General features: G+C 70.0%; 15 protein-coding genes. 8 read left to right on the forward strand and 7 right to left on the reverse strand.

The features are described from left to right. Positions 1 to 122 precede the first annotated feature (122 nt). The 6 genes from ACILSK_RS03680 (at position 123) to ACILSK_RS03705 (ending at position 9,223) form a co-directional block, all read left to right on the forward strand. Positions 123 to 2,003 carry a glycosyltransferase gene (locus ACILSK_RS03680; RefSeq protein ID WP_395725759.1) on the forward strand — a complete coding sequence of 627 codons (1,881 nt, stop codon included), beginning with the start codon at positions 123 to 125 and terminating at the stop codon, positions 2,001 to 2,003. Continuing rightward, the gene (locus ACILSK_RS03685; RefSeq protein WP_395725760.1) at positions 2,000 to 3,553 is read left to right on the forward strand and encodes a glycosyltransferase; all 1,554 of its coding nucleotides are present in this window, start codon (positions 2,000 to 2,002) and stop codon (positions 3,551 to 3,553) included. The genes ACILSK_RS03680 and ACILSK_RS03685 overlap by 4 nt, the downstream gene beginning before the upstream one ends. Then, the gene (locus ACILSK_RS03690; protein ID WP_395725761.1) at positions 3,554 to 4,609 is read left to right on the forward strand and encodes a cellulase family glycosylhydrolase; all 1,056 of its coding nucleotides are present in this window, start codon (positions 3,554 to 3,556) and stop codon (positions 4,607 to 4,609) included. It begins immediately after the preceding gene. Between the two features lie 186 nt (positions 4,610 to 4,795). Beyond that, positions 4,796 to 6,277 (forward strand): phosphomannomutase/phosphoglucomutase, encoded by a 1,482-nt coding sequence (locus ACILSK_RS03695; protein ID WP_395725762.1) that lies wholly within the window; start codon positions 4,796 to 4,798, stop codon positions 6,275 to 6,277. Continuing rightward, positions 6,274 to 7,383 (forward strand): sugar phosphate nucleotidyltransferase, encoded by a 1,110-nt coding sequence (locus ACILSK_RS03700; protein WP_395725763.1) that lies wholly within the window; start codon positions 6,274 to 6,276, stop codon positions 7,381 to 7,383. Before ACILSK_RS03695 ends, ACILSK_RS03700 begins: the two co-directional genes overlap by 4 nt. Positions 7,384 to 7,468: 85 nt before the next feature. Further along, complete coding sequence (locus ACILSK_RS03705) at positions 7,469 to 9,223, forward strand: phospholipid carrier-dependent glycosyltransferase (protein ID WP_395725764.1); 1,755 nt, start codon at positions 7,469 to 7,471, stop codon at positions 9,221 to 9,223. A gap of 25 nt (positions 9,224 to 9,248) precedes the next feature. Here ACILSK_RS03705 and ACILSK_RS03710 read toward each other — a convergent pair whose 3' ends face one another. The 3 genes from ACILSK_RS03710 to ACILSK_RS03720 form a co-directional block, all read right to left on the reverse strand. Then, the gene (locus ACILSK_RS03710; protein ID WP_395725765.1) at positions 9,249 to 10,961 is read right to left on the reverse strand and encodes a lectin-like domain-containing protein; all 1,713 of its coding nucleotides are present in this window, start codon (positions 10,959 to 10,961) and stop codon (positions 9,249 to 9,251) included. A 402-nt stretch (positions 10,962 to 11,363) separates the two neighbouring features. Further along, the gene (locus ACILSK_RS03715; RefSeq protein ID WP_395725766.1) at positions 11,364 to 12,038 is read right to left on the reverse strand and encodes a response regulator; all 675 of its coding nucleotides are present in this window, start codon (positions 12,036 to 12,038) and stop codon (positions 11,364 to 11,366) included. After that, a complete protein-coding gene (locus tag ACILSK_RS03720; RefSeq protein ID WP_395725767.1) occupies positions 12,031 to 14,109 on the reverse strand; it encodes a histidine kinase in 2,079 nt (692 codons plus the stop codon). Before ACILSK_RS03720 ends, ACILSK_RS03715 begins: the two co-directional genes overlap by 8 nt. Positions 14,110 to 14,298: 189 nt before the next feature. Between ACILSK_RS03720 and ACILSK_RS03725 the strand changes: the two genes are divergently transcribed. Both ACILSK_RS03725 and ACILSK_RS03730 read left to right on the forward strand, forming a co-directional pair. Beyond that, positions 14,299 to 14,802 (forward strand): DUF6220 domain-containing protein, encoded by a 504-nt coding sequence (locus tag ACILSK_RS03725; protein WP_395725768.1) that lies wholly within the window; start codon positions 14,299 to 14,301, stop codon positions 14,800 to 14,802. 25 nt (positions 14,803 to 14,827) lie between these two features. Continuing rightward, positions 14,828 to 16,795, forward strand: a complete 1,968-nt coding sequence (locus tag ACILSK_RS03730; protein WP_395725769.1) for a multicopper oxidase family protein — start codon at positions 14,828 to 14,830, stop codon at positions 16,793 to 16,795. A 170-nt stretch (positions 16,796 to 16,965) separates the two neighbouring features. Here ACILSK_RS03730 and ACILSK_RS03735 read toward each other — a convergent pair whose 3' ends face one another. The 4 genes from ACILSK_RS03735 to zwf all read right to left on the reverse strand — a co-directional run bounded on the left by ACILSK_RS03735 (position 16,966) and on the right by zwf (position 21,748). Next, the gene (locus tag ACILSK_RS03735; protein ID WP_395725770.1) at positions 16,966 to 17,952 is read right to left on the reverse strand and encodes a malate dehydrogenase; all 987 of its coding nucleotides are present in this window, start codon (positions 17,950 to 17,952) and stop codon (positions 16,966 to 16,968) included. A 157-nt stretch (positions 17,953 to 18,109) separates the two neighbouring features. Further along, positions 18,110 to 18,865 carry a 6-phosphogluconolactonase gene (pgl, locus tag ACILSK_RS03740; protein ID WP_395725771.1) on the reverse strand — a complete coding sequence of 252 codons (756 nt, stop codon included), beginning with the start codon at positions 18,863 to 18,865 and terminating at the stop codon, positions 18,110 to 18,112. After that, the gene (locus tag ACILSK_RS03745; RefSeq protein ID WP_395725772.1) at positions 18,862 to 20,130 is read right to left on the reverse strand and encodes a glucose-6-phosphate dehydrogenase assembly protein OpcA; all 1,269 of its coding nucleotides are present in this window, start codon (positions 20,128 to 20,130) and stop codon (positions 18,862 to 18,864) included. Before ACILSK_RS03745 ends, pgl begins: the two co-directional genes overlap by 4 nt. A 67-nt stretch (positions 20,131 to 20,197) precedes the next feature. Then, positions 20,198 to 21,748 (reverse strand): glucose-6-phosphate dehydrogenase, encoded by a 1,551-nt coding sequence (gene zwf / locus ACILSK_RS03750; RefSeq protein WP_395725773.1) that lies wholly within the window; start codon positions 21,746 to 21,748, stop codon positions 20,198 to 20,200. Positions 21,749 to 21,754: the final 6 nt, after the last annotated feature.

Raw genomic sequence — 21,754 nt, forward strand, 5'->3', positions numbered from 1 at the left:
TGGGCCGACCCGGGCAGGCTTTCAGCGTTGTTTGCCTTCCCCCGCGGGACGTCGTCCTTCGGGGGCTCCGGTCCGACGCCGTCCTGGTGTGCCCCGTCATCCTGCCACCAGGGGGATCCAGAATGGCTGAAGCAATCGGGTCCAGAGCGACCCGGGCCGACAACGTTATCGGTTCGACACTCGGTGTCTCCGTTATCGTTCCGACGCGCAACGAGTCCGGCAACATCGCGCCCCTGGTTGAGCAGCTCGACCGGGTGATGGCGCAGTGGTCCGACAGCCCGCTGGCCCGTGCGGGCGCCGAGATCATCTTTGTCGACGACAGCGACGACGAGACGCCCGACGCGATCCGCGCCGCGGCCCAGTCGAGTTCGATGGATGTCCGTTTGCTGCACCGCGAGCCGGGCCGGCGGGAGGGCGGGCTCGGTGGTGCCGTGCTGGCCGGGTTCCGGCTGGCGCGAGGCCAGTGGGCCGTCGTGATGGACGGCGATCTGCAGCATCCCCCCGAGAAGGTGCCGGACTTGGTCGCCGCGGCGATGGCCGGTGACGCCGACGTCGCCTACGGCACCCGTTACACCGGTGGCTACGGCGCCGATGGCCTGGACGGCAAGCTCCGGCAGTCCGTGTCCGCGTGGTCGACCCGCGCGGCGCGGATGTTGTTCCCGCGCCGGCTGCGTGGGGTGACCGATCCGATGAGCGGTTTCTTTGCGTTGCGTCTGGACTCCGTGGACCTGAGCCGCCTCCGGCCGTCCGGCTTCAAGATCCTGCTCGAGGTGTTGACCCGGGGCGGACCGAACGGCGTCGTCGGGGTGCCGTTCGAGTTCCAGCCCCGGCACGACGGTCAGAGCAAGGCGTCGATCCGGGAGGGCCTGACCTACCTTCGCCGGCTGATCAGCCTGCGGCTCGGGGTGTCCGGGCCCAGGCTGGCGCAACTGACCAAGTTCCTGCTGGTCGGTGGCACCGGGGTCGCGGTGAACACGGCCGCGCTGTGGCTGCTCTCGTCGGTGTGGTCGGTGCCGTACCTGCTCGGCTCGGTCCTGGCCACCCAGATCGCGATCGTGTGGAACTTTGTCCTGCTCGAACGGCTGGTCTTCCACGACTCCGGCCGCGGGTTCTTCTCCGGGCTCGCCCGATTCTGGGTGCTGAATATCGTCCTGTTGCCCGTGCAACTCGGTCTGCTGGCCCTGGCCGTCGAGGTTCTCGGAATGCCCACCGTGCCGGCCAATGTCGTCGTGCTGGGCGTCGTGTTCGTCCTCCGTTACCTGTTCACCGCCGGATGGGTGTTCCGCTGGCGCGCCGATCCCCTCGATGTCGTGACGGCGTCCGCGCCGCGCCGCCGCCGGTGGCCGACACGTTCCGCTGCCTGGTTCGCCGCGCGACTGTGCGCGCCCGCGTTGGTGACCCTGCTCGCCTTCCCCGCACTGGTCACCCACGCCGCCGACGTCTTCGGCCAGGGGAACCCGCTGCCGGCCATCACCATGATCGCGATCGTCGTCGCCGCGATCACCCTGGTGGTCGCGCGAGCCACTCCCCGGCCCGACGAGCCGCCGGTCCACGATCGTCAGGTCGATTCGATCCTGGCCCTGGTGTTCGGCGCTCCCTCGGTGTGGCTGACCTTCGGTTGGGCAACGCCGTTGTCGGTCACCGGACCGATCGACGCCCGCCTGCTGTTCGCCGCCACCGGATTCCTGATCGCCGCCTGCCTCATCGTGCTGGGCACCAGGCTGACGGCCCGGATCCGGCTCGCCCTGGCCGCCCCGTTGCTGGGGCTGCTTCCGCTGGCCGGGTTGCCGGCCGCCGGAGAAATCGTCGCGTGGGTGTACGTCGCGGTTGCGGCCGTGATCTCCGCGCGCTGGCTTCGGGGAACCGGGCGCGATCGCGAAGCCGACCTGGCCATGCACCAGCAATTCCTCCCGCCCGTCGCCCCGGGGCTGCCGTTCGTGGTGGCGGCCGGCGCGACGTTCGGCGCGAGTGCCGTTCTTGCCCAGATGGGAGTCCTGACGTGAGCGTGATCGACCGACCTGGCTTCGGCCAGAACGAATCCGGCGAATCGGGGGCCACGTCCTGGACCCCGGTGCCGATGTCGTCCGAGCACGAGCGGGAGATGCTCGAGCGCAGCATCTACGGTCTCAAGCAGGCCGCTCCTCGGATGTCCGCAGACCATGTGGTCAGCACCGGACAGAAGTTGGGTCTGGTGGTGGCCGGCCTGCTGGTGGTGGCCGGTGCCGTGTTCGACCCGATCCTGACGATGCAGATCGCGATCGGGCTGGCGACCGTCGTCTACTCGGCGGCCGTGATCTACCGGGTGGTGCTGGTCAAGGCCGGCTTGGCCGGCACGGACCTGGTGCGGGTGACCGACGAGGAGGCTCGCGCGATCGCGGACGCCGACCTTCCGGTCTACACCGTGCTCGTGCCGGCGTACCGGGAGCCGGAGGTGATCGCGACCGTGATCGAGTCGATGGCCGCGATCGATTACCCGACCGACAAGCTCGACGTCCGACTGCTGCTCGAGGAGGACGACGTCGAGACGATCCGCGTCGCCCGCCGCACCGTCGAAGGCTCGCCGGTGCGGATCGTGCTGGTCCCGGCGGCCGAGCCCAGGACCAAGCCGAAGGCCTGCAACTACGGTCTGCAGTCGGCGCGCGGTGAATTCGTCACGATCTACGACGCGGAGGACAAGCCCGAGCCGCTGCAGTTGCGTCGCGCGGTGGTGGCGTTGGGCCGGCTCGGAGCCGGTTACGCCTGCGTGCAGGCCCGTCTGGGGTACTTCAACTCGCGGCAGAACCTCATTACCCGGTTCTTCACGGTCGAGTACGGGAACTGGTTCCGGTTCCTGCTGCCCGGCCTGGTCTCCGTCGGTGCGCCGATTCCGTTGGGCGGGACGAGCAATCACTTCCGCGCCGGACTGCTGCGGTCCATCGGCGCCTGGGACGCCTACAACGTGACCGAGGACGCGGATCTGGGCATCCGCCTGGCGCGTCTGGGGTACAAGGTCGGTGTGCTCGATTCGGTGACCGACGAGGAGGCCAACTCCGACTTCGTGAACTGGATCAAGCAACGGAGCCGCTGGTACAAGGGGTACCTGCAGACCTGGTTGGTGCACATGCGTGAACCGAGGACGGTGCACCGGGAACTCGGCTGGCGCGGCGCTCTCGGGCTGCACCTGTTCGTCCTCGGAACGCCGTTGACGGCCCTGATCAACCCGATCTTCTGGGCGCTGGCCGTGCTGTGGGCGGTCCAGCAGCCGGCGTGGGTCGCCGAGCTCTTTCCCGCGCAGACGTACTACCTGGCGTTGGCCTGCTTCGTGTTCGGCAACGCAGCGGTCATCTACATGGGCATGCTGACGATCAGCGAACTCAAACGGCCGGATCTGCTGATGGCAGCGTTGCTGGTCCCGCTGTACTGGCTGATGATGAGCGTCGCTGCGGCGAAGGCGACGTACCAGCTCATCGTCAACCCGTCGTACTGGGAGAAGACCTCGCACGGCCTCGCGGCCAACGCGGGCCCGACGCGTCCGGCCGACGAACCGGCCGAGCTCGTCGGCGCGCTGTCCTAGTTGACCGAGCCTGACGACGTCGTCGGAGCCGCGGTCCGGCGTTCCCGGGGACGCCGGACCCACGGGCTGCTTCTGGTCCTCCTGCTGGGCGTCCTGTCCGGGACGACCCTGGTCGCCGCCGCGCGCCCATCGGAGGAGCCGAGAGTGGTCGCCGGGCCGGACGGCCTGGTCCGGGACGGCGAGCGCTGGCCGATGAGAGCGGGCACCGTCTACGGCGGTCTCGACGATCCGGTCGGATCCGTTCAGCGGCTCCGGGACCTCGGGCTGAACACGGTTCGGATCACCGATTTCCTGGACCGGCCCGATCCCAGGCCGGCGGACGCGTACGACGAGGCGGCGTGGCGGCGGGTCGACCAGCTGATCGCCGTGGCGCACGACAGCGGGGTCGCCGTGCTGCTCGATCTCTCGACCTACCGCAATCTCCTGCTTCGAACCGGGATCAATCCGTACACCACGGACTGGACGCCGTTCCTGGCATTCGTGGTCGACCGCGTCAACACCCGCACCGGCGTGCGATACGGCGCCGATCGAACGATCGCGCTGGTCGCATTTGCCGGCGAGCCCGCCGCGATCAACGGCGCCGACAATGTCGTCGGGACGAGCGCCGCGCAGCTGGTCGATTTCTACCGGACCGTCGAACAATTCTGGCACGATCGGGCACCCGATCAATTGTTGACGACCGGCGGCCTGCTGTACCTGGACTGGGATTCGGGGATCGATTGGCAATCGATCATGGAATTACCGCACAACGACGTGTTCACGATTCATCTGTACAGCTCGCCGGACCTGCGGGTGACGATGCCACAGGTCGCGGCGGCGGCCGCGGTGGCCGGACGGCCCTGGCTGGTCGAGGAGTGGGGGGCGAACGCAATGATCGGGGACGATGCGCGGGCGGAACAGTTCTGGACATCGGTGGGCATGGCGATGACCCACGGATCCGCGGGTTTCGGATTCTGGAATGTCGGACCCGGTACGCAGGACACTTTCGACCTCGGTCCGCAATTTCCGCAGGTGTTCCGGTCGATCCGGACCTGGTCCGGGTCGGACGGCTCGTAGACCCACCGGCTCCGGTCGGGCCGGCCCGGCGTCCATCGCCGGTGATGATCTTCACAGCCGGTTCCGATTCTGCCGGAACGAGTTTCAGATAATCTTGAAGATGGTAGCAGTGGCCATTTCCGGCCAATGGATGCCCGCATTGTCGCGGCGAGTGCATCACTGATTCGCGAAGGATGGTTCGGCCGCATGACAATGACCTCGAATGTTCTGACCTCGAATGCCGTCGACGACGGGACCACGACGGCCGCCCCCACGCCCGGCGAGCAGCTGGCGTCCATCGTGAAGGCCTATGACGTGCGTGGCCTGGTCGGCACGCAGCTCACGGCGGCCGGCGCGTTCGCCCTCGGCCACGCCTTCGCCGGCCTGGTGGCGGCGCCGCCACACGGGGCCGGCTGCATTGTCATCGGGCACGACATGCGCGATTCGTCACCCGAACTCGGGGCCGCGTTCGGTTCGGGCGTGCGCTCGGCGGGGCTGGACGTCGAGTTCATCGGGCTCGCCTCCACCGACATGCTGTACCTGGCGTCCGGCCTGCTCGACATGCCCGGTGCGATGTTCACCGCGTCGCACAATCCCGCCCGGTACAACGGGGTGAAGATGTGCCTGGCCGGGGCCAAGCCGATCAGCCTGGACACCGGGCTGGCGACGATCCGCGACGCGGCCGTCGCGCTGCTCGATGAAGGACGCCCGGTGCCGAACCCCGTCGCGGGGTCGCTGCCGGCCCGGCCGATGGTCACCGACTATGCCGACTACCTCCTCGATCTGGTGGATCTGTCCGGGGTCCGGCCGCTGCGCGTCGTGGTCGACGCGGGCAACGGAATGGCCGGTCACACCGTTCCGCCGATCTTCGCCCGGCTGCCGTTCGCCCTCGATCCGCTGTACTTCGAGTTGGACGGAACGTTCCCCAATCACGAGGCGAACCCGTTGGACCCGGCCAATCTGGTCGATCTGCAGGCGCGGGTGCGAGCCACCGGCGCCGATCTCGGTCTGGCTTTCGACGGCGACGCGGATCGCTGCTTCGTCGTCGACGAACGGGGCGAGCCGGTGTCCCCGAGCGCGATCACCGCGCTGGTGGCGGTTCGGGAGCTCGCGCGGCGGCCCGGGTCGACCGTGCTGTACAACCTGATCTCGTCCGCCGCGGTTCCGCAGATCGTGCGCGAGCACGGTGGACGGCCCGTTCGTACTCGAGTGGGGCATTCCTACATCAAGGCCGAGATGGCCCGCACGGGAGCACTGTTCGGTGGGGAACACTCCGCGCACTACTACTTCGCCGACTTTTACGGGGCGGACAGCGGGATGCTGGCCGCGCTTCACGTGTTGGCCGCGCTCGGCCGCTCGGACGCACCACTGTCGGAGTTGACCAGCCAGTACCAGCGGTACGCCGCCTCCGGTGAGATCAACTCGACGGTCGCCGATGTCCGGCCGTGCCTGGCGGCCATCCGCGGCTGGGCGCAGGAGTGCGGCGCCGACGTGGATTCCCTCGATGGTCTGACCGTGACCGTCGACCGGGGCGCCTGGTTCAACGTCCGCCCGAGCAACACCGAGCCGCTACTCCGGCTCAACGTGGAAGCGGAAGACACGGAACGGATGTCGGCCCTGCGGGACGAGATTCTCGGGGTGATCCGGAGCGCCGGGGACACCTCTACGAACGACGGATGGAGCGGATGATGGTGACCGATCAGGTGACGGGCCCGGCCCCCGAGATCGACGCGGTGGTCCTGGTCGGCGGGAAGGGTACCCGGCTCCGCCCCCTCACCCTGTCCGCGGCCAAGCCCATGTTGCCGACGGCCGGAGTTCCGTATCTGGAGCATCTGCTGTCCCGCATCCGCGAGGCCGGCATCCGACACGTGGTGCTGGGCACGTCCTACCGGGCGGAGACGTTCGAGGACTACTTCGGCGACGGTTCCGAGTTCGGTCTCGATCTGGAGTACGTCGTCGAGGAGGAGCCGCTGGGGACCGGCGGAGGGATCCGCAACGTCTACGACCGGTTGCGCCACGACCACGCGATGGTCTTCAACGGCGATGTGCTGTCCGGCGTCGATCTCCGAGCGGTGCTGCAGACCCACCTCGAGCGCCGGGCCGACGTCACGCTGCATCTCGTCCGGGTGCCGGATCCGCGCGCCTTCGGTTGCGTGCCGACCGACGACGAGGGCCGGGTGCTCGGGTTCCTGGAGAAGACCGACGCGCCCCCGACGGACCAGATCAACGCCGGCTGCTACGTGTTTCGCCGGGAGGTGATCGCCGGCATTCCTCAGGGCGTACCCGTGTCGGTCGAGCGTGACACCTTCCCGGCCCTGCTGAGCGCCGGGGCCACGGTCGTCGGCCACGTCGATGCCGGCTACTGGCTCGACCTGGGGACACCGATGGCGTATGTGCAGGGATCCGCCGACCTGGTGGCCGGCGTCGCGCCGACCGCCGCGTTGCCGAAGGCCCAGACGCACGACCTGGACCGGCTGATCCTGACCGGTGCGCAGGTGGACCCGAGCGCGACCGTGGTCGGCGGTTCCACGATCGGTGCCGGCGCCCGGGTGGACGCGCAGGCGTTCGTCCGCGGCTCCGTGGTGATGGATGACGCCCAGATCGGTGCCGGTGCCCGGGTCGAATCGAGTGTGCTCGGCCACGGCACCCGGGTCGGTGCCGGCGCCGTCCTGGTCGGCGTGGTGGTCGGCGACGGCGCCGTGATCGGCGCCGGTTGCGAGTTGCTCGACGGTGCGCGGGTCTGGCCGGGCACCGAGCTGCCGGCCGGCTCGATCCGGTTTTCCGCCGGCGCCTAGCCCCACCGCTGAGCCGGCTGGTCCCAGCGACCGTCGGCGATGGCATGAGTGACCAAGCAGTGTTCCGAAGAGAGCGAGAGCCGCAATGACCACACCGACGATGACCCTGCCGCGCAGGGAAGCGCCCGAGCCTGCCAGGCCTGAGCGACGGCCCGCATCCCGGTTGCTGTCCGAGCCGGTGCTGCTGTTCGCCGTGTCGGCCGTGCTGTACCTGATGGTCGCGGTCTGGCTGGTGCAGCACAACGTTCTCTTCGCGGACGCGATGAGCCGGGTCGGCAATGCCTACTACGTGCTCTACAGCCGTGACCCGCATCTGCCCGCGATCGGCTTCGTGTGGAATCCGTTGCCCTCGCTGCTGCTGGTTCCGTTCCTGCCGCTCAAGCTGTTCGCGCCCTGGCTGGTGTCCTACGGCGTTCTCGGGGCCATCGAGTCGGCGCTGATGATGGCGGGCACGGTGGCCCTGATCGCCGGGTGCCTGCGCAAGCTGAACGTGCCGCGGGTGACCCGGCTGATCCTGACCGGGCTGTTCGCCCTCCAGCCGATGATCATGCTGTATGCCGGCTCGGGGCTGTCCGAGGCCATGATGCTGTTCTTCCTGGCGCTGACCACCAGCTGCCTGATCAGTTGGGTGCAGACGTCCGCGCCCGGGTGCCTGGTCGGAACCGGACTGGCCCTTGGGCTGTGCTACATGACCCGCTACGAGGCGGTGGCGCCCGCCGTGGGCGTGGCGGCCCTGGTGGGGATCGCCAGCTGGGTGCGCGCCCGGGACGACCGTTCCCGTCGGCTGTCCACCGCGGTCAACAATGTCGCGCTGGTCGCCGCACCGTTCGCCTTCGCCTTCGTGTTGTGGTCGTTGATGGCCAAGGTGCTGGTCAACGAATGGCTGCCGACCTTCAGCTCGGTGTACGGCAACTCGGCGCAGGTGACCAGCGGGTCCAAGTCGATCCAGGCGGTGACCGGCTCGACGTGGGCGCAGACGCTGGAGTACATCGGCCGGCAGACCTTCGGGCTGGCCCCGGTCTTCGGCCTGCTGCTGATCGCCACGCTGGTGCTGGCGGTGCGCGCCCGCAGCCTCTCGGCGCTGGTCGCGCCGATCGTGTTCGGTGCGGTGTCGGCGTTCAGCGCGCTCGTGCTGCTGATGGGATCCTCCTTCGGGTGGTTGCGCTTCCAGATCACCGTCATTCCGCTGACCGTCCTGCTGGCCGGCACGGTCGTCGCGCTGTCCGGCGAGCTGGCCCGGAAGCGGGCCGATCGGGTGTCCGCGCTGGAGGTGGCCGCGCCGTCCGAGCCCAGCCCTCGTCACCTGCGGACGCGCACCTTCCGCCCGGTCGAGGTGGGGGTCGCCATCCTGGTGGTCGCCGCGTTGGCGATCTCCGTCCCCGCCCAGTTCCAGATGCTCACCGACACCCGGGCCGGTCTGGCCCGTGAAGAGAGCCCGATGCTGCGGTCGGTGTTCTACCCCGATCTCGCCTCGCACGAGGAGCAGCGGAGCCTGCTGATCTTCAAGACCGAGCGGCAGGTCGCGGAGTACATCGACTCGCTCGACCCCGGGGAGTCCAGCGTGCTCACCGACACCGCCTACGCCTACTCGATCGTCATGGCCAGCCGGCGGCCGACCCAGTTCGTGATCACCTCGGACCTCGACTTCCAGGGCGCCGTTGCCGACCCGGCCGGACACGGCGTGAAGTACCTCCTGGTCCCGGCGCCCGAACTGGGCCCGGCCGACGCGGTCGGGCACCATTGGCCGGGCCTATTCCAGAACGGTGCCGGGATTGCGACAGAGGTCCAGCACTTCCAGGGCGCGTTCTACGGCGACTGGAAGCTGTACCGGGTCAACTGAGCGGCGGCGCCGGCCGGGCCGGCACTCAGCCGGCCGGTCGGGCGGCCACCGACACCCCCGAGACGGTGTGCCGGTCGGTGAGTCCACCGGTGCCCGCGGTGAACCCGATCAGGACCGTCGGCGGCAGCGCGACCGATGACGCCAGCGTCTGCTTGCCGTCGAGTTCGACGGTGAGCTTGCCTTTGGTCACCCGAACCTGGACCCGATGGGTCCCGCCCCGCAGCGTCGGCAGCGGACCGGAGTGCGCCGACCAGATGAGCTGGTCGGCCTGGTCGGGCCGGCGGCCGTTCGCCAGTCCCACGAAACTCGAGCTCGGATCGGCGCCGTTGCGGAAGGTGTCGAATGCCACGGCGTAGCCACCGAGGCCGGACCAGCCGAGGCCGCCGCCCGAGGCGCCCACCAGGCGCCGGCCGGCCGGCCCGGCCGGGTCGATCAGGGCCAGCGTGAGCCCGTCCGCGCCCCCGCCGCCGCCGATCTCGAGGTCGAAGGTGACCTGGATGCTGTCGGAATTCAACGGGACCGGGTAGAACGCCGCTCCCGCCGCGTTGGTCTGGTCGGCCGTGGTCAGCCGAATCTGTTCGCCGTCGATCCGGGCGCTGCCGGTCGTCGTCCATCGTCCGCTCCCGGGGCTGGGCACACCGAAGTAGCGCGACAGGTCAAGGGAGTCCAGGACGGGGTCACCCGGCCCGATGATGAACCGGTCCCCGCCCGACCGGCCGGCGTTGCGCCACTCCCAGGCAACGACACCCACCACCCCCGCGTTGAACTGGTCCCGCAGCTTCGTACCCACGACCCGGGCCCGCGCGTCCACACCGCCGACCTCCTGCGGGTCGACGCCCAACTCGCCGACGAAGATCGGCTTGTTCAGGGCTCGGGCCTGATCCAGCCGCAGCTTCATGCCGTTCCATTGATCGCCGATCAACGACTGGCCGGCCACGTAGTCGTGCATCTCCAGCAGGTCGATACCGGCCGGCGAGTGCACATTCTGATAGCGGGGGCCGGAGGTTCCGCATTGGCCGGTGCCGATCGTGCCGAGGCTGACCAGATGATTGACATCGACGGACTTGATCATCCGGCTCATGTCGTCGGCGAATCCGCGGATGGCCACGGCCGCGGCATCGTCGGTGGCGCTCGGGCAACTCCCGTCGCTGCGCGTGGCCTCGGCCTCGTTGACCAGTTGCCACATCAACACCGTCGGATCGTCCCGGTAACGCTCGACCACGGACCGCACGTAATCCCGGTAGGTCAGGCCGTTCCGCGCGCCCCAACTGCTGGCGACCGTGCTGACGGTGGTGCGGTAACCCTGCTGATACCAGCCGGAATCCAGGGTCTTCCGGATCCCGTCATCCCACGTTCCGTCCTGATCGGCGAAGGTGACGATGACCCGGTACCCGTGCGCCCGGGCGACCGCCAGCGTGTGATCGAAGACGGAGTAATCCAGACCCTTGCCGGTCGGATTGGCCAGCCACTGTCCGAACCAGGCGCGAAAGACGTTCTTTCCCGGCCCCATGGCGGTCAGCGCCTCGTCCAGCGCCGGGCCGACACCCATGGTGTACCAGTAGTTGTTCACGCTGTTGGCGTTGTAGATGTTCAGTCCGGTGAATCGGTAAGGGGCACCGTTGAGCATCAGGTCCTGGCCCGACCTCGTGACGAATCCGGTCACCGCGGGGTTCCCGGGCGCGGCCGCCATGACCTGCGCGGCCGCGGGTCGCGGATCAGCGCCTGCGGCCGTTGCCATGGACATCAGCATGACAAACGCGGTCGCTACCTGGGCCACATTCGATGTGAAGAAGCGCATCATTGCCCTCCGCCCGTTCGGCTCCGGGACCACAGGATTCGCGGATCCAGAAGCACGGATCAGTCGCGTGGTCGCTTGACCACGCCATGTTGACTACAGATAGTAGCCAACAGCTACTGTCAGTGAAGTAGCACGCTGAGTATGAATCCAGATTCCGGTCGGCGCAGCCCGGAACCGAGAATTCACTCAAAGGCGTCCCGCTTCGTGACCGAGCGACGGCCCGGTCCGCGCCGGGTACCGGTCGGGGTGACGGAGCCCGACGCCGCGGCTTCCTCCGATACCGCACAGGGCCGGGTCGTCAGCAGCCCGTGAGAACCGGTGACCTCATCCGGGCGCGGCCGGTCACGGCACCGGGGCGTTCCGCAGATAGGCCAGCACCGCGGCCACCCGGCGGTGGACCGGCGCGTCCGCCAGCGCCAGTTTGGAGAAGATCGCGTTGACGTGCTTCTCCACGGTGGACGCGGACAGGTGCAGCGCGTGCTCGATGCCGGCATTGGTGTGCCCCTGCGCCATCGCGCGCAGCACGTCCAGCTCCCTGGGGGTCAGCGAGGCCAGCGGGGACGCGGCCGCTCGGCTCCGCCGGAGGACGAGGGAGTCGACCACGGCCGGGTCGATCACCGAGCCCCCGAACCGCACCTCGCGCAATGCCCGCACCAGGTCGTCCAGATCCCCGAGCCGGTCCTTGAGCAGGTACGCCAGGCCGGCCGTGCCGTCGCGGAACAGCGCCAGTGCATACGTCTCGTCCGTGTGCTGGGACAGCACCACGACGCCGACGGTGGGGTGCGCGGCACGGATCGCATGCGCGGCGTCGATGCCCTCCATGTGGTGCCCGGGTGGCATCCGGATGTCGGTGAGCGCGACATCCGGCCGCATCCGGTCGACCGCGTCAAGCAACTCCTCGGCAGTGCCGACCGCGGCCAGCACCTCGACCTCGCCCGAGTCCTCCAGGAGTCGGCGGGTGCCCTCGCGCACCAGATAGTTGTCCTCGGCGATGACCACCCGCAACCGATCAGCCATGACCGGTACCGACCGGCAGATGGGCGCAGACCCGGGTGCCCCGGCCGGGTGTCGACTCCACCCGCAGCCGTCCGCCGAGCGCCTCGACGCGATCGCGCAGGTTGGTCAGACCCGTGCCGCCGCCTCCCCGTCCGACGAAGCCGGAGCCGTGATCCGCGATCACGACAGTGAGCTCTCCGTTGCCGTCGGCCAGGTCGACCTCGGTCTCCGGGCCGGTGGCGCCCGCGTGCTTGGCGACGTTCGTCAGCGCCTCGCAGACCACGAAGTACGCGGCACCCTCCACGTCGTCGGGGAAACGGCGGTCCCGCAAGGCATCCGCGCCGGTCACCCGGACCGCGAACGGCAGCCGCGCGGTGCGCGCTTCGACGGCGGCCAGCAGCCCGCCGTCGGACAGCACGGGTGGGTGGATGCCGTGCGCCAGCTCCCGCAGGTCGATGAGCAGATCCTTGATGTCGATGCCGATCTCGGCCAGCGCATCATCGGCCGGGCGGGCCCCCCGGCCGATCTGGTTACGGGCCAGCCGCACCTTCATCATGAGCGCGACGACCTGCTGCTGAACGCCGTCGTGGATGTCCCGTTCGATCCGCCGCCGCTCGGCGTCGGCGGCGGTGACGATCCGGGCCCGTGACCGGTCGAGTTCGGCCAGCCGCCGGGCCAGTTCGGTGGACAGCCGCACGTTGGCGATGGCCGCGGCGGCCTGCCCGGCCAGTGTGGTCAGCAGTTCGCGATCCTGTTCGTCGTAGCCGTCCGGCCGGACTCCGCAGTCGATCCGGCCCACCTGGTCCAAGGCAGGCACGGTGACCGGCGTCGCGTCCGGAAACCGCCGGTGCTCGAGGGGCACCGTCAGACCGACGTCCCCCCGGTCCGAGCCGGCGGTCGCTACCGGCATCCCGGTGACGGCGACCCGGACCCAGGGGGCGCGCAGGCCCTGCTGCACGGTCCGGGCGAGCGTGGGCAGCAGATCGGGGACGGCGGCCGCATGCTCCAGGGACGAACCGAATTCGGTTAGCAACCGGTACCGGTTGACCCGCTCGCCGAAGACCCACCGGTCGGCCAGCCGTTCCAGCCGTCGACGTAACGGCTGGAACGCGAGCGCGGCGAGGATGGTCAACACCACCGCGAGCTGCACCGGGATCTGGTCGCCCAGGGCCAGCCCGGGGGCCACCGCCAACCCGATGTAGACCACCGCGATGAGCCCCACCAACGCCGCGTAGACGACGGACCGCCGGACAATCACGTCGATGTCGAAGAGCCGGTAGCGCAGTACCCCGATGACGATGCTCACCGGCATCGCCAGCATGATGGGGACGTAGCACGCACTCACGATGCGGAACACGGCCGCGTCGTCGGGCACGCCGGCGGCCTGCATGATGACGACGGCGAGCAGGATCGGCATCCCGGCCAGGAGCACGTAGGTGAGGAGCCGCATCCGCCGACGTTGCTGAGCCGGAGCGGTCAGGAACCGGTAGAACAGCACTCCGACGGCGCCCAGACCCAGCAGAATCGGATTGTTCGTGGTCATCAGGAGCGGTCCCAACGGCGCCAGCGCCGGGATGAATACCGGGCTGGGCAGCATGGCCGGCGCGGCCGGTGCGTTGTCCGCGAGATAACCGTCCAGGGGGACGGCCGGATTGGTCAGGATCCAGAGCAGAGGCAGCGCGGGCAGCACCAGAAAGGCACGGACGACCACCCGTTGCCAGGCGCGTTCGACGTCGCCGTCCGGGTAGGTGGCGAACAGCAGCAACGACACCGAGGTGCCGAGCATGTTCACCGTGGCCGAGGCGACATTGACCCAGAACAGCCAGCCGTTCGAATCCGGTCCGGAATAGAGGTAGGCGACGGCGTTTTCGATCAGCGCACCGGTCGCGAAGGTCGCGGCGAGCAGCAGCAATCGCCGGGCCTGCGGGTGGTCGGGACGGCGGTGGGCGAGCCACACGGCGACCAGATAGACCGGCAGGACGGCCACGCAGATCCAGACCAGCGAACCGGCCATCGTGCTGGTGCGCACGAGGAAATCGGTGGCGATCGCGATGGTGAAACAGATGCCGCCGTACGCGACGAGCGCGGTCACCGGCCACCTTCGGGGCGGGGCAACCCGCTCCGCACTCGCCACGCTGCCCGTCGCAGGGGACGCCGTCACGTGATGATGGTCCGCCCTCGCGGGCGTGCCGTCCACGGGGTATCCCGCGGGTGGACCCCGCGGCCAGCCTCCAGGCGGGTCTGCGATGTATCTGCGTTCCGCTCATCGCATCAGATTCATATGGTCGATCTGTCCGATTCGGCCGACGTGGCGACGAGATGGGAGCGCGCGATGCGCGGAGTGTTCGTGGTGGTCGCGAGTCTGCTCGTGGTCGCCGAGGTGATCCAGTTCTACTTCGCGGGCGTCGGTGTTTTCCAGTCCCCGGCCCCGGCGGATGCGTTCCAGCTCCATCAACTCAACGGGCGGATCGTGCTGCCGGTGCTGTGCCTGCTGGTCATCCTCGCCGCCGCACTGGCCCGCGCGCCCGGCCGGCTCATCGGGTTCAGCGCGATCCCGTTCGGGCTGCTTCTCCTGCAGATCGTCTTGTTCCTGCTGGCCGGCCTCACCGGGACGACCCCGGAGAAGACGAATCTGGCCGGGACGATCATCCTGGGTCTGCATGCGGTCAACGGGCTGTGCATCCTGGGGGTGACGATCCTGCTGGTGCGCCGGGCGTCCCGCTTTGCCGCGGCCGGCCGTCCGAAGGTCGCGGCGACCCAGGCCCAGGCCCCGGCCCGGTCCTGACCCGGCCGATGGGGGCCGGCACCCGATGACCGCGCAACCGTGGGCGGCGCTCGACCTGTTGCTCGTCGTCGTCGGCACGGCAGGTTTCTTCGGCGCCGCCGCGCTGACCATGTCCGCCCGCGGATCGACGACCGGCCGGGTCGCCGCCGTGGCGTGCGCCGGCCTGGGCTTCTTCGCGGTCCTGGCTCGGATCGTCGTGGTCGGGTTGCTGGCCCGCCAGGGTTGGTGGTTCGTGGCCGACCGGGTGCTGCTCGCGCTGCCGCTGGCGGTGCTGACCGCAATCGTCGGCGCCGTGACGGCCGGGCCGGTCCTGGTGCGGGCCGGTGAGTGCGGGGACGTTCGTCGGGCGTCGGCCGGGCTGTTCATCGCGGGGTATGGCTCGGCCGCCGGGTTGCTCGTGACGTACCTGGTCGGCTACCCGGTCGACCTCGTCCCCGCCGTGGTGATCGGCTCGCTGGTGGCCGGGGTGGCCGGGCTCACCTGGCTGGGTCTGAGCGGACGCCGGCGACCGGGGTTGACCACCGGCCTGATCGTGCTGGCCCTGGTGCCCGCTCTGGCCGCTGCGGGTTGGGCGTTCTACCGTCACCTGCAGCCGGTCATGGTCGGCGCGGCCGGGAACGGTCACCACGTCGCCGAGGCGGCGACGGCCGGTGACGGGCCGGATCCGGCGGTCTCGTCGGTGGTGTCGGTGGCCGATCTGCGGACCGGGGCCGAGCCCAATCGCCCGGTCCGCCGGTTCACCCTGACCGCCCGGCAACAATCGGTGACCCTGCCGTCCGGTGCCGTCGTGGACGCCTGGACGTTCGGGTCGTTGCCCGGCCCGGAGATCCGGGTCCGGCAGGGCGATCTGATCGAGGTCACGCTGGCGAACACCGACATCGCCGACGGCGTGACCCTGCACTGGCACGGCTACCGGGTGCCGAACGGGGAGGACGGGGTGGCCGGGGTGACCCAGGACGCCGTCCCCCCGGGTGGCTCTTTCACGTACCGATTCGTGGCCGACGACCCGGGTACGTACTGGTACCACGCCCACCAGGTGTCATCGGAAGCGGTGCAGCGCGGACTGTTCGGCGTGCTGATCGTCGATCCCGTCGAGAACGGGCCGGCCCAGGCGTCCGCCGTCGACCTGGTGGTGCCGGTGCACACCTTTGCCGGCATCCCGGTGGTCGGCGACACCGACCGGATGATCATCCGAACCGTGCCATCGGGGTCACCGGTCCGCGTGCGGCTGCTCAACACCGACCCGACACCGCATCGCCTGTCGGTGTCCGGTGTCCCGGTGACCGTGTCCGCCGTCGACGGCACCGAGCTGAACGCGCCGCGCCCGGTGAGCGACCAGGTCCTGCGCATCCCGGCCGGCGGACGGTACGACGTCTTGTTCGACATGCCCGATGGTTCGGTGGGTTTCGGCCTGGAGGGGGCACCGGCGACCGGCCTGTTGGTGGTGCCGACGGTGACCGCCGCCGACGGAGCGGTCCCGTTCGTCGACGGCCCGGACCTCGACCTGCTGGGCTATGGAGAACCGATGGCCGGGAACGGCTTGTCCGGGGCGAACGTGAGCACGGAGGCCACCCTGGTGCTGGACCGGCAGTTCCGGTTCCTGGCCGGCGTGCCGATGCTGGCGCAGACCGTCAACGGTGAGGTCTACCCGTTCGTCCCGGCGATCGCGGTGCGCGAGGGTGACGTGCTCCGGCTGACCGTGGTGAACCGGAGCGGTGAGACCCACCCGATGCACCCGCACGGGCACCGGGTCCAGGTCGAATCCCGCAACGGCGAGCCGGTGCGGGGCAGCCCGCTGTGGCTGGACACCTTTGACGTGCAGCCCGGCGAGGTGTGGACGGTGCTGCTGCGGGCCGACAACCCGGGGATCTGGATGGCGCACTGCCACAACCTGGAGCACGCCACCCAGGGCATGGTCGTCCACCTGACCTACCAGGACGTTTCGACGCCGTACTCGCCGGGCGGTGGCCCGGCGGGCAACCGCCCGGAGTGAGTTCGATGCGGCCGGTTTGCCGGCCTACCTGGCCTTCCCGGTGTGGCTCATCGCGACCGGGCGGGCCTGGTGGCGCGATGCGTCTGCCGCCCGTGGGCCGACCACACCCGCGGCTCGGTCCGTCGGAACGGGCCGGACCCGGGCATGATCAGCCCACTCGAAAGGCCGGATCAGATCAGCCCGAGCGAGCGCACGGCGTCGCGCTCCTCGGCAAGCTCCTTGACCGACGCGTCGATCCGGCCGCGGGAGAACTCGTCGATCTGCAGGCCCTCGACGACCTCCCACGAACCGCCGGACGAGGTCGCCGGCACCCCGGCGATGAGGCCCTGCGGGATGCCGTAGGCGCCGTCGGACACGATCGCCGACGACACCCAGTCGCCGGCCGGGGTACCCAGCACCCAGGAATTGACGTGGTCGATCGCCGCATTGGCGGCGGAGGCGGCCGACGAGGCCCCGCGGGCATCGATGATCGCCGCACCGCGCTTGGCCACGGTCGGGATGAACTCGCCCTCCAGCCAGGCCTGCTCGACCTGCTCGGCGACCGGCTTGCCGTTGACCTCGGCATGGAACAGGTCCGGGTACTGGGACGCGGAATGGTTGCCCCAGATGGTCATCCGGCTGACCTCGGCCACCGGGACCGACAGCTTCTTCGCCACCTGGGTCAGCGCGCGGTTGTGGTCCAGCCGCATCATCGCGGTGAAGCGCTCGGCCGGCACATCGGGGGCGTTGCTCTGCGCGATCAGCGCATTGGTGTTGGCCGGGTTGCCGACCACCAGCACCCGAATGTCATCGGCCGCAACCTCGTTGATCGCCGCGCCCTGCGGCTTGAAGATGCCGCCGTTGGCTTCCAGCAGATCCGCGCGCTCCATCCCCGGGCCGCGCGGGCGGGCGCCGACGAGCAGGCCGATGTTGGCGCCGTCGAACGCCGTTCGCGGAGCATCGCTGATGTTGATGCCGGCCAGCAGCGGGAAGGCGCAGTCGTCCAACTCCATCGCCGTGCCCTCGGCGGCCTTCAGCGCCGGGGTGATCTCCAGCAGATTCAGCACCACCGGGGTGTCCGGGCCGAGCATGGCTCCGGAGGCGATGCGGAACAGCAGCGCGTACCCGATCTGGCCCGCCGCTCCGGTGACCGTGACCGTGACCGGTGCCTTGCTCATGCACAACTCCTTTGCGGTGGCGACCGGGATCGGTCGCCTCAGGGATGGCCTGTGGCCGGAACAATAACGACCGTACTGTGACCGGGGCCCAGGCTCGACCGATCATGTGGTGAGGGTCTCAGCCGGCCGCCGGGTTCCGTTTCGGGGCAGCGCCCGGTCAGGACACCGGGGCGCGGGAGATCTCCGGCGGCAGTGCGGACGCCGACTCCCGGTCCAGCAGGAACAGGGTGCGGGCCCGCCCGGTCGCGCCGGCGACCGGAAGCGCGACCTCGCCCGCCCCACCGAGCGCCAGGGCCACCGCGCCGGCTTTGCCCGCGCCCGCGGTGATGATCCACACCTCGGTGGCGCGACGAATCGCCGGCAGGGTCAGTGAGATCCGGGTCGGCGGAGGCTTGGGGCAGTTGCGAACGGCGACCACGGACCCCGTGTCGTACACCGCGGGCGATTCCGGGAACACCGACGCCACATGACCTTCCGGCCCCATGCCGAGCATCACCAGGTCGATCTCGTCGAACCCGTCGACGATGTCGGCGTAGGCGGCCGCGGCCGCGTCGACGTCGGGGCCGAAGTCGCCGTCCGACGGCGCCATCACGTGCACCCGGGCCGGGTCGACCTTGACGTGTGTGAGCAGCGCCTCGACGGCCTGCCCGGCGTTGCGGTCCGGATCGTCCGACGGCACGAAACGTTCGTCGCCCCAGAGGATCTCCACGCGCGACCAGTCGATGGCGTCGCGGGCGGGGGAGTCGTTGAGGTGGGCCAGGGTGCTGATCCCGACCCCGCCGCCGGTCAGCGCGACCACCGGCACCCGACCGGTCGACTGGATGTCGACCAGCTTGGTGACCAGCCGGGCCGCCGTGGTTGCGGCCAGCAGGTCGGGGGTCTGGTGAATGACGACCTCGGGCACGGCGCTCATTCGGTCACCACGGCGGTGCCGGTCGGGCTCTCCGGGGTCGGCACCGCGTCCGCGGATTCCGGGGCGGGCGCGGGGGCCGGAGCCGGGGCGGGGGCCTTGCGTCGCCGTCGCGCCGCTGGTGCGGCCGGTGCGGTGGTGGCGGGTGCGGCCGGTGCGGTGGTGGCGGGTGCGGCGGCGGCCCGCCGGCGGCGGGGCGGCCGGGCCGGTGCGGCCTCGGCGTCCTTGATGGCGTCCTTGATGGCGTCCTTGATGGCGTCCTTGGTGGCGGCCTTGGCCGTGGTCCGCTTGGGCGCGGTTGCGCGGGCCGGGGCGGCCTTCGCCCGGGCGGCCTTGGCCGGCCCGCCGGCGTTCACCAGGGGCAATCCCTTGCTCAGCACGTCGGCGTAGATGTCGTCGGCATCCAACCGGCGCAGCTCCTCGGACAGGCATTCCCGCAGGGTGCGGCGGGGCAGCGAGATGTGCCGCTCGGGCTGGTTGGCCGCGGTCAGTGCGGCCGTCTTACCCTCCGGCCGGACCAGGCTGATCGGGCCGCTGCGCCGGGTGAGCACGACCGAGTGCACTCCCGGGCCGGCTTTCGCCGGCGCCTTGGTCCGCCTGGTCGGGCAGCGCAGCGCCCAGGCCAGCCAGGCCGCCAGCAGGTCGGTGGAGGGGGAATCGGCCGAACCCGACACCTCCACCTCGGTGACCTTCTCGTGCGGCGGCTGGTCCAGGGTGGCGGCCAGCAGCCCACGCCAGCGGGTGATCCGGGTCCAGGCGATGTCGGTGTCGCCGGGCCGGTAGGTGTCGCGCCGCTTGGCCAGCTGGGCGGTCGGTCGCCGCGCCGAGTTCGCGTCGGTGATCCGCCGGTCGGCGAGCATGCCGATCGGGTCTTCGGCCGGCACCTCCGGCGCCTCGCCCGGCCACCAGACGACGACGGGGGAGTCGGCCAGCAACAGCGGGACGACCACGGACGCGGCATGATCCACCAGCGATCCGTACAGGCGCAGCACGATGACCTCGCTGGCGCCGGCGTCGCCGCCCACCCGAAGTTGCGCATCCAACCGTGGCGACGCCCGTTTGGCCCCCTTGGCGACCACGATCACCCGGCACGGATGCTCGAACGACGCCGCGTTGGCCGCCTCGATCGGGTCCTCGGCCTGTCCGTCCTCGGTGACGATGACCAGCGTGAGCACCCGGGACAGCGCGACCGAGCCGCCCTGATCCCGCAGGTCGACCAGCGCGCGGTTGATCTTGGAGGACGTCGTGCTGGGCAGGTCGATGATCACCGGCGGCTCCCGCGATAGGCATCAGAAAGGTCGAGACCGGACAGCAGCCGGGGACGTTGCCCGCGGGTCACGGTCGCCGCCAGCGGCGGCCGTCCCGGGCCATCATCGCGTCCGCGCTCGGCGGGCCCCAGGACCCCGGCACGTACTGCTCGAGCTTGCCGTTCGACCGGGCCCAGTGCTTCTCGATCGGATCGAGGATCTCCCAGGACAGCTCGACCTCGCGGTCCTGCGGGAACAGCGAGGGCTCGCCGAGCAGCACGTCCAGGATCAGCCGCTCGTAGGCCTCGGGGGAGGCCTCGGTGAACGACTGGCCGTAGGAGAAGTCCATCGAGACGTCGCGGACCTCCATCGCCGGCCCGGGCACCTTCGACCCGAACCGGATCGTCACGCCCTCGTCCGGTTGCACCCGGATGACCAGCATGTTCGACCCGAGTTCCTCGGTGTCCGAGCGGGAGAACGGCAGGTGCGGCGCGCACTTGAAGACCACCGCGATCTCCGAAACGCGTTTGCCCAGCCGTTTGCCGGTGCGCAGGTAGAACGGCACCCCGGCCCAGCGCCGGTTCCCGATCAGCAGCTTGACCGCCGCGTAGGTCTCGGTGGAGGAGTCCGGGTCGATCCCGTCCTCCTCGAGGTAGCCGAGCACCTTGCTCGCCCCCTGCCACCCGCCGGCATACTGGCCGCGGGCGGTACCGGCGGCCAAGTCCTTGGGCAGCTGGACCGCGGACAGGATCTTGACCTTCTCCCGGCGCAGATCGTTGGGCCGGAAGGTGACGGGCTCCTCCATCGCGGTGAGCGCCATCAGTTGCAGCAGGTGGTTCTGGATGACGTCCCGGGCGGCGCCGATGCCGTCGTAGTACCCGGCCCGGCCGCCCACGCCGATGTCCTCGGCCTGGGTGATCTGCACATGGTCGACGTAGTTGTTGTTCCAGATGGGCTCGTACAGCTGGTTGGCGAACCGTAGCGCGAGCAGGTTCTGAACGGTTTCCTTGCCCAGGTAGTGGTCGATCCGGAACACGCTGGACTCCGGGAAGACCTCCCCGACCAGGCTGTTCAGCTCCACTGCCGACTTCAGGTCGTGCCCGAACGGCTTCTCGATGACGACCCGGCGCCATTCTTCGCCGTGCGGTTCACACAGGCCGGACCGCTTGAGCTGCTTGAGCACCACCGGGAACGCGCCCGGCGGGATGGAGAAGTAGAACGCGTGGTTGCCTCCGGTGCCGCGGACCCGGTCCAGGTCCAGCAACGTCTGGGACAGCGTGTCGAAGGCGTCGTCGTCGTCGAACGCGCCCTGGACGAAGCGGAAACCCTGGGCCAGATGCCGCCAGACGTCCTCGGAGAACGGCGTCCGGGAATGCTCGCGGACCGCGTCGTGCACGATCGTGGCGAAGTTCTCGGTGGTCCAGTCGCGCCGGGCGAACCCGACCAGGGCAAAGCCGGGCGGCAGCAAGCCTCGGTTGGCGAGGTCGTAGATCGCCGGCATGAGCTTCTTGCGGGCGAGGTCGCCGGTGACGCCGAAGATCACGATGCCGGACGGCCCCGCGATACGCGGCAGCCGCTTGTCGCGCGGATCCCGCAGCGGATTCGCCGCGGGGGCCGTCCGTCCCTGAGCAGACACCATCGAGGG

Source organism: Nakamurella sp. (genome assembly GCF_044224575.1).
In the GTDB taxonomy this organism is placed as follows: domain Bacteria; phylum Actinomycetota; class Actinomycetes; order Mycobacteriales; family Nakamurellaceae; genus Nakamurella.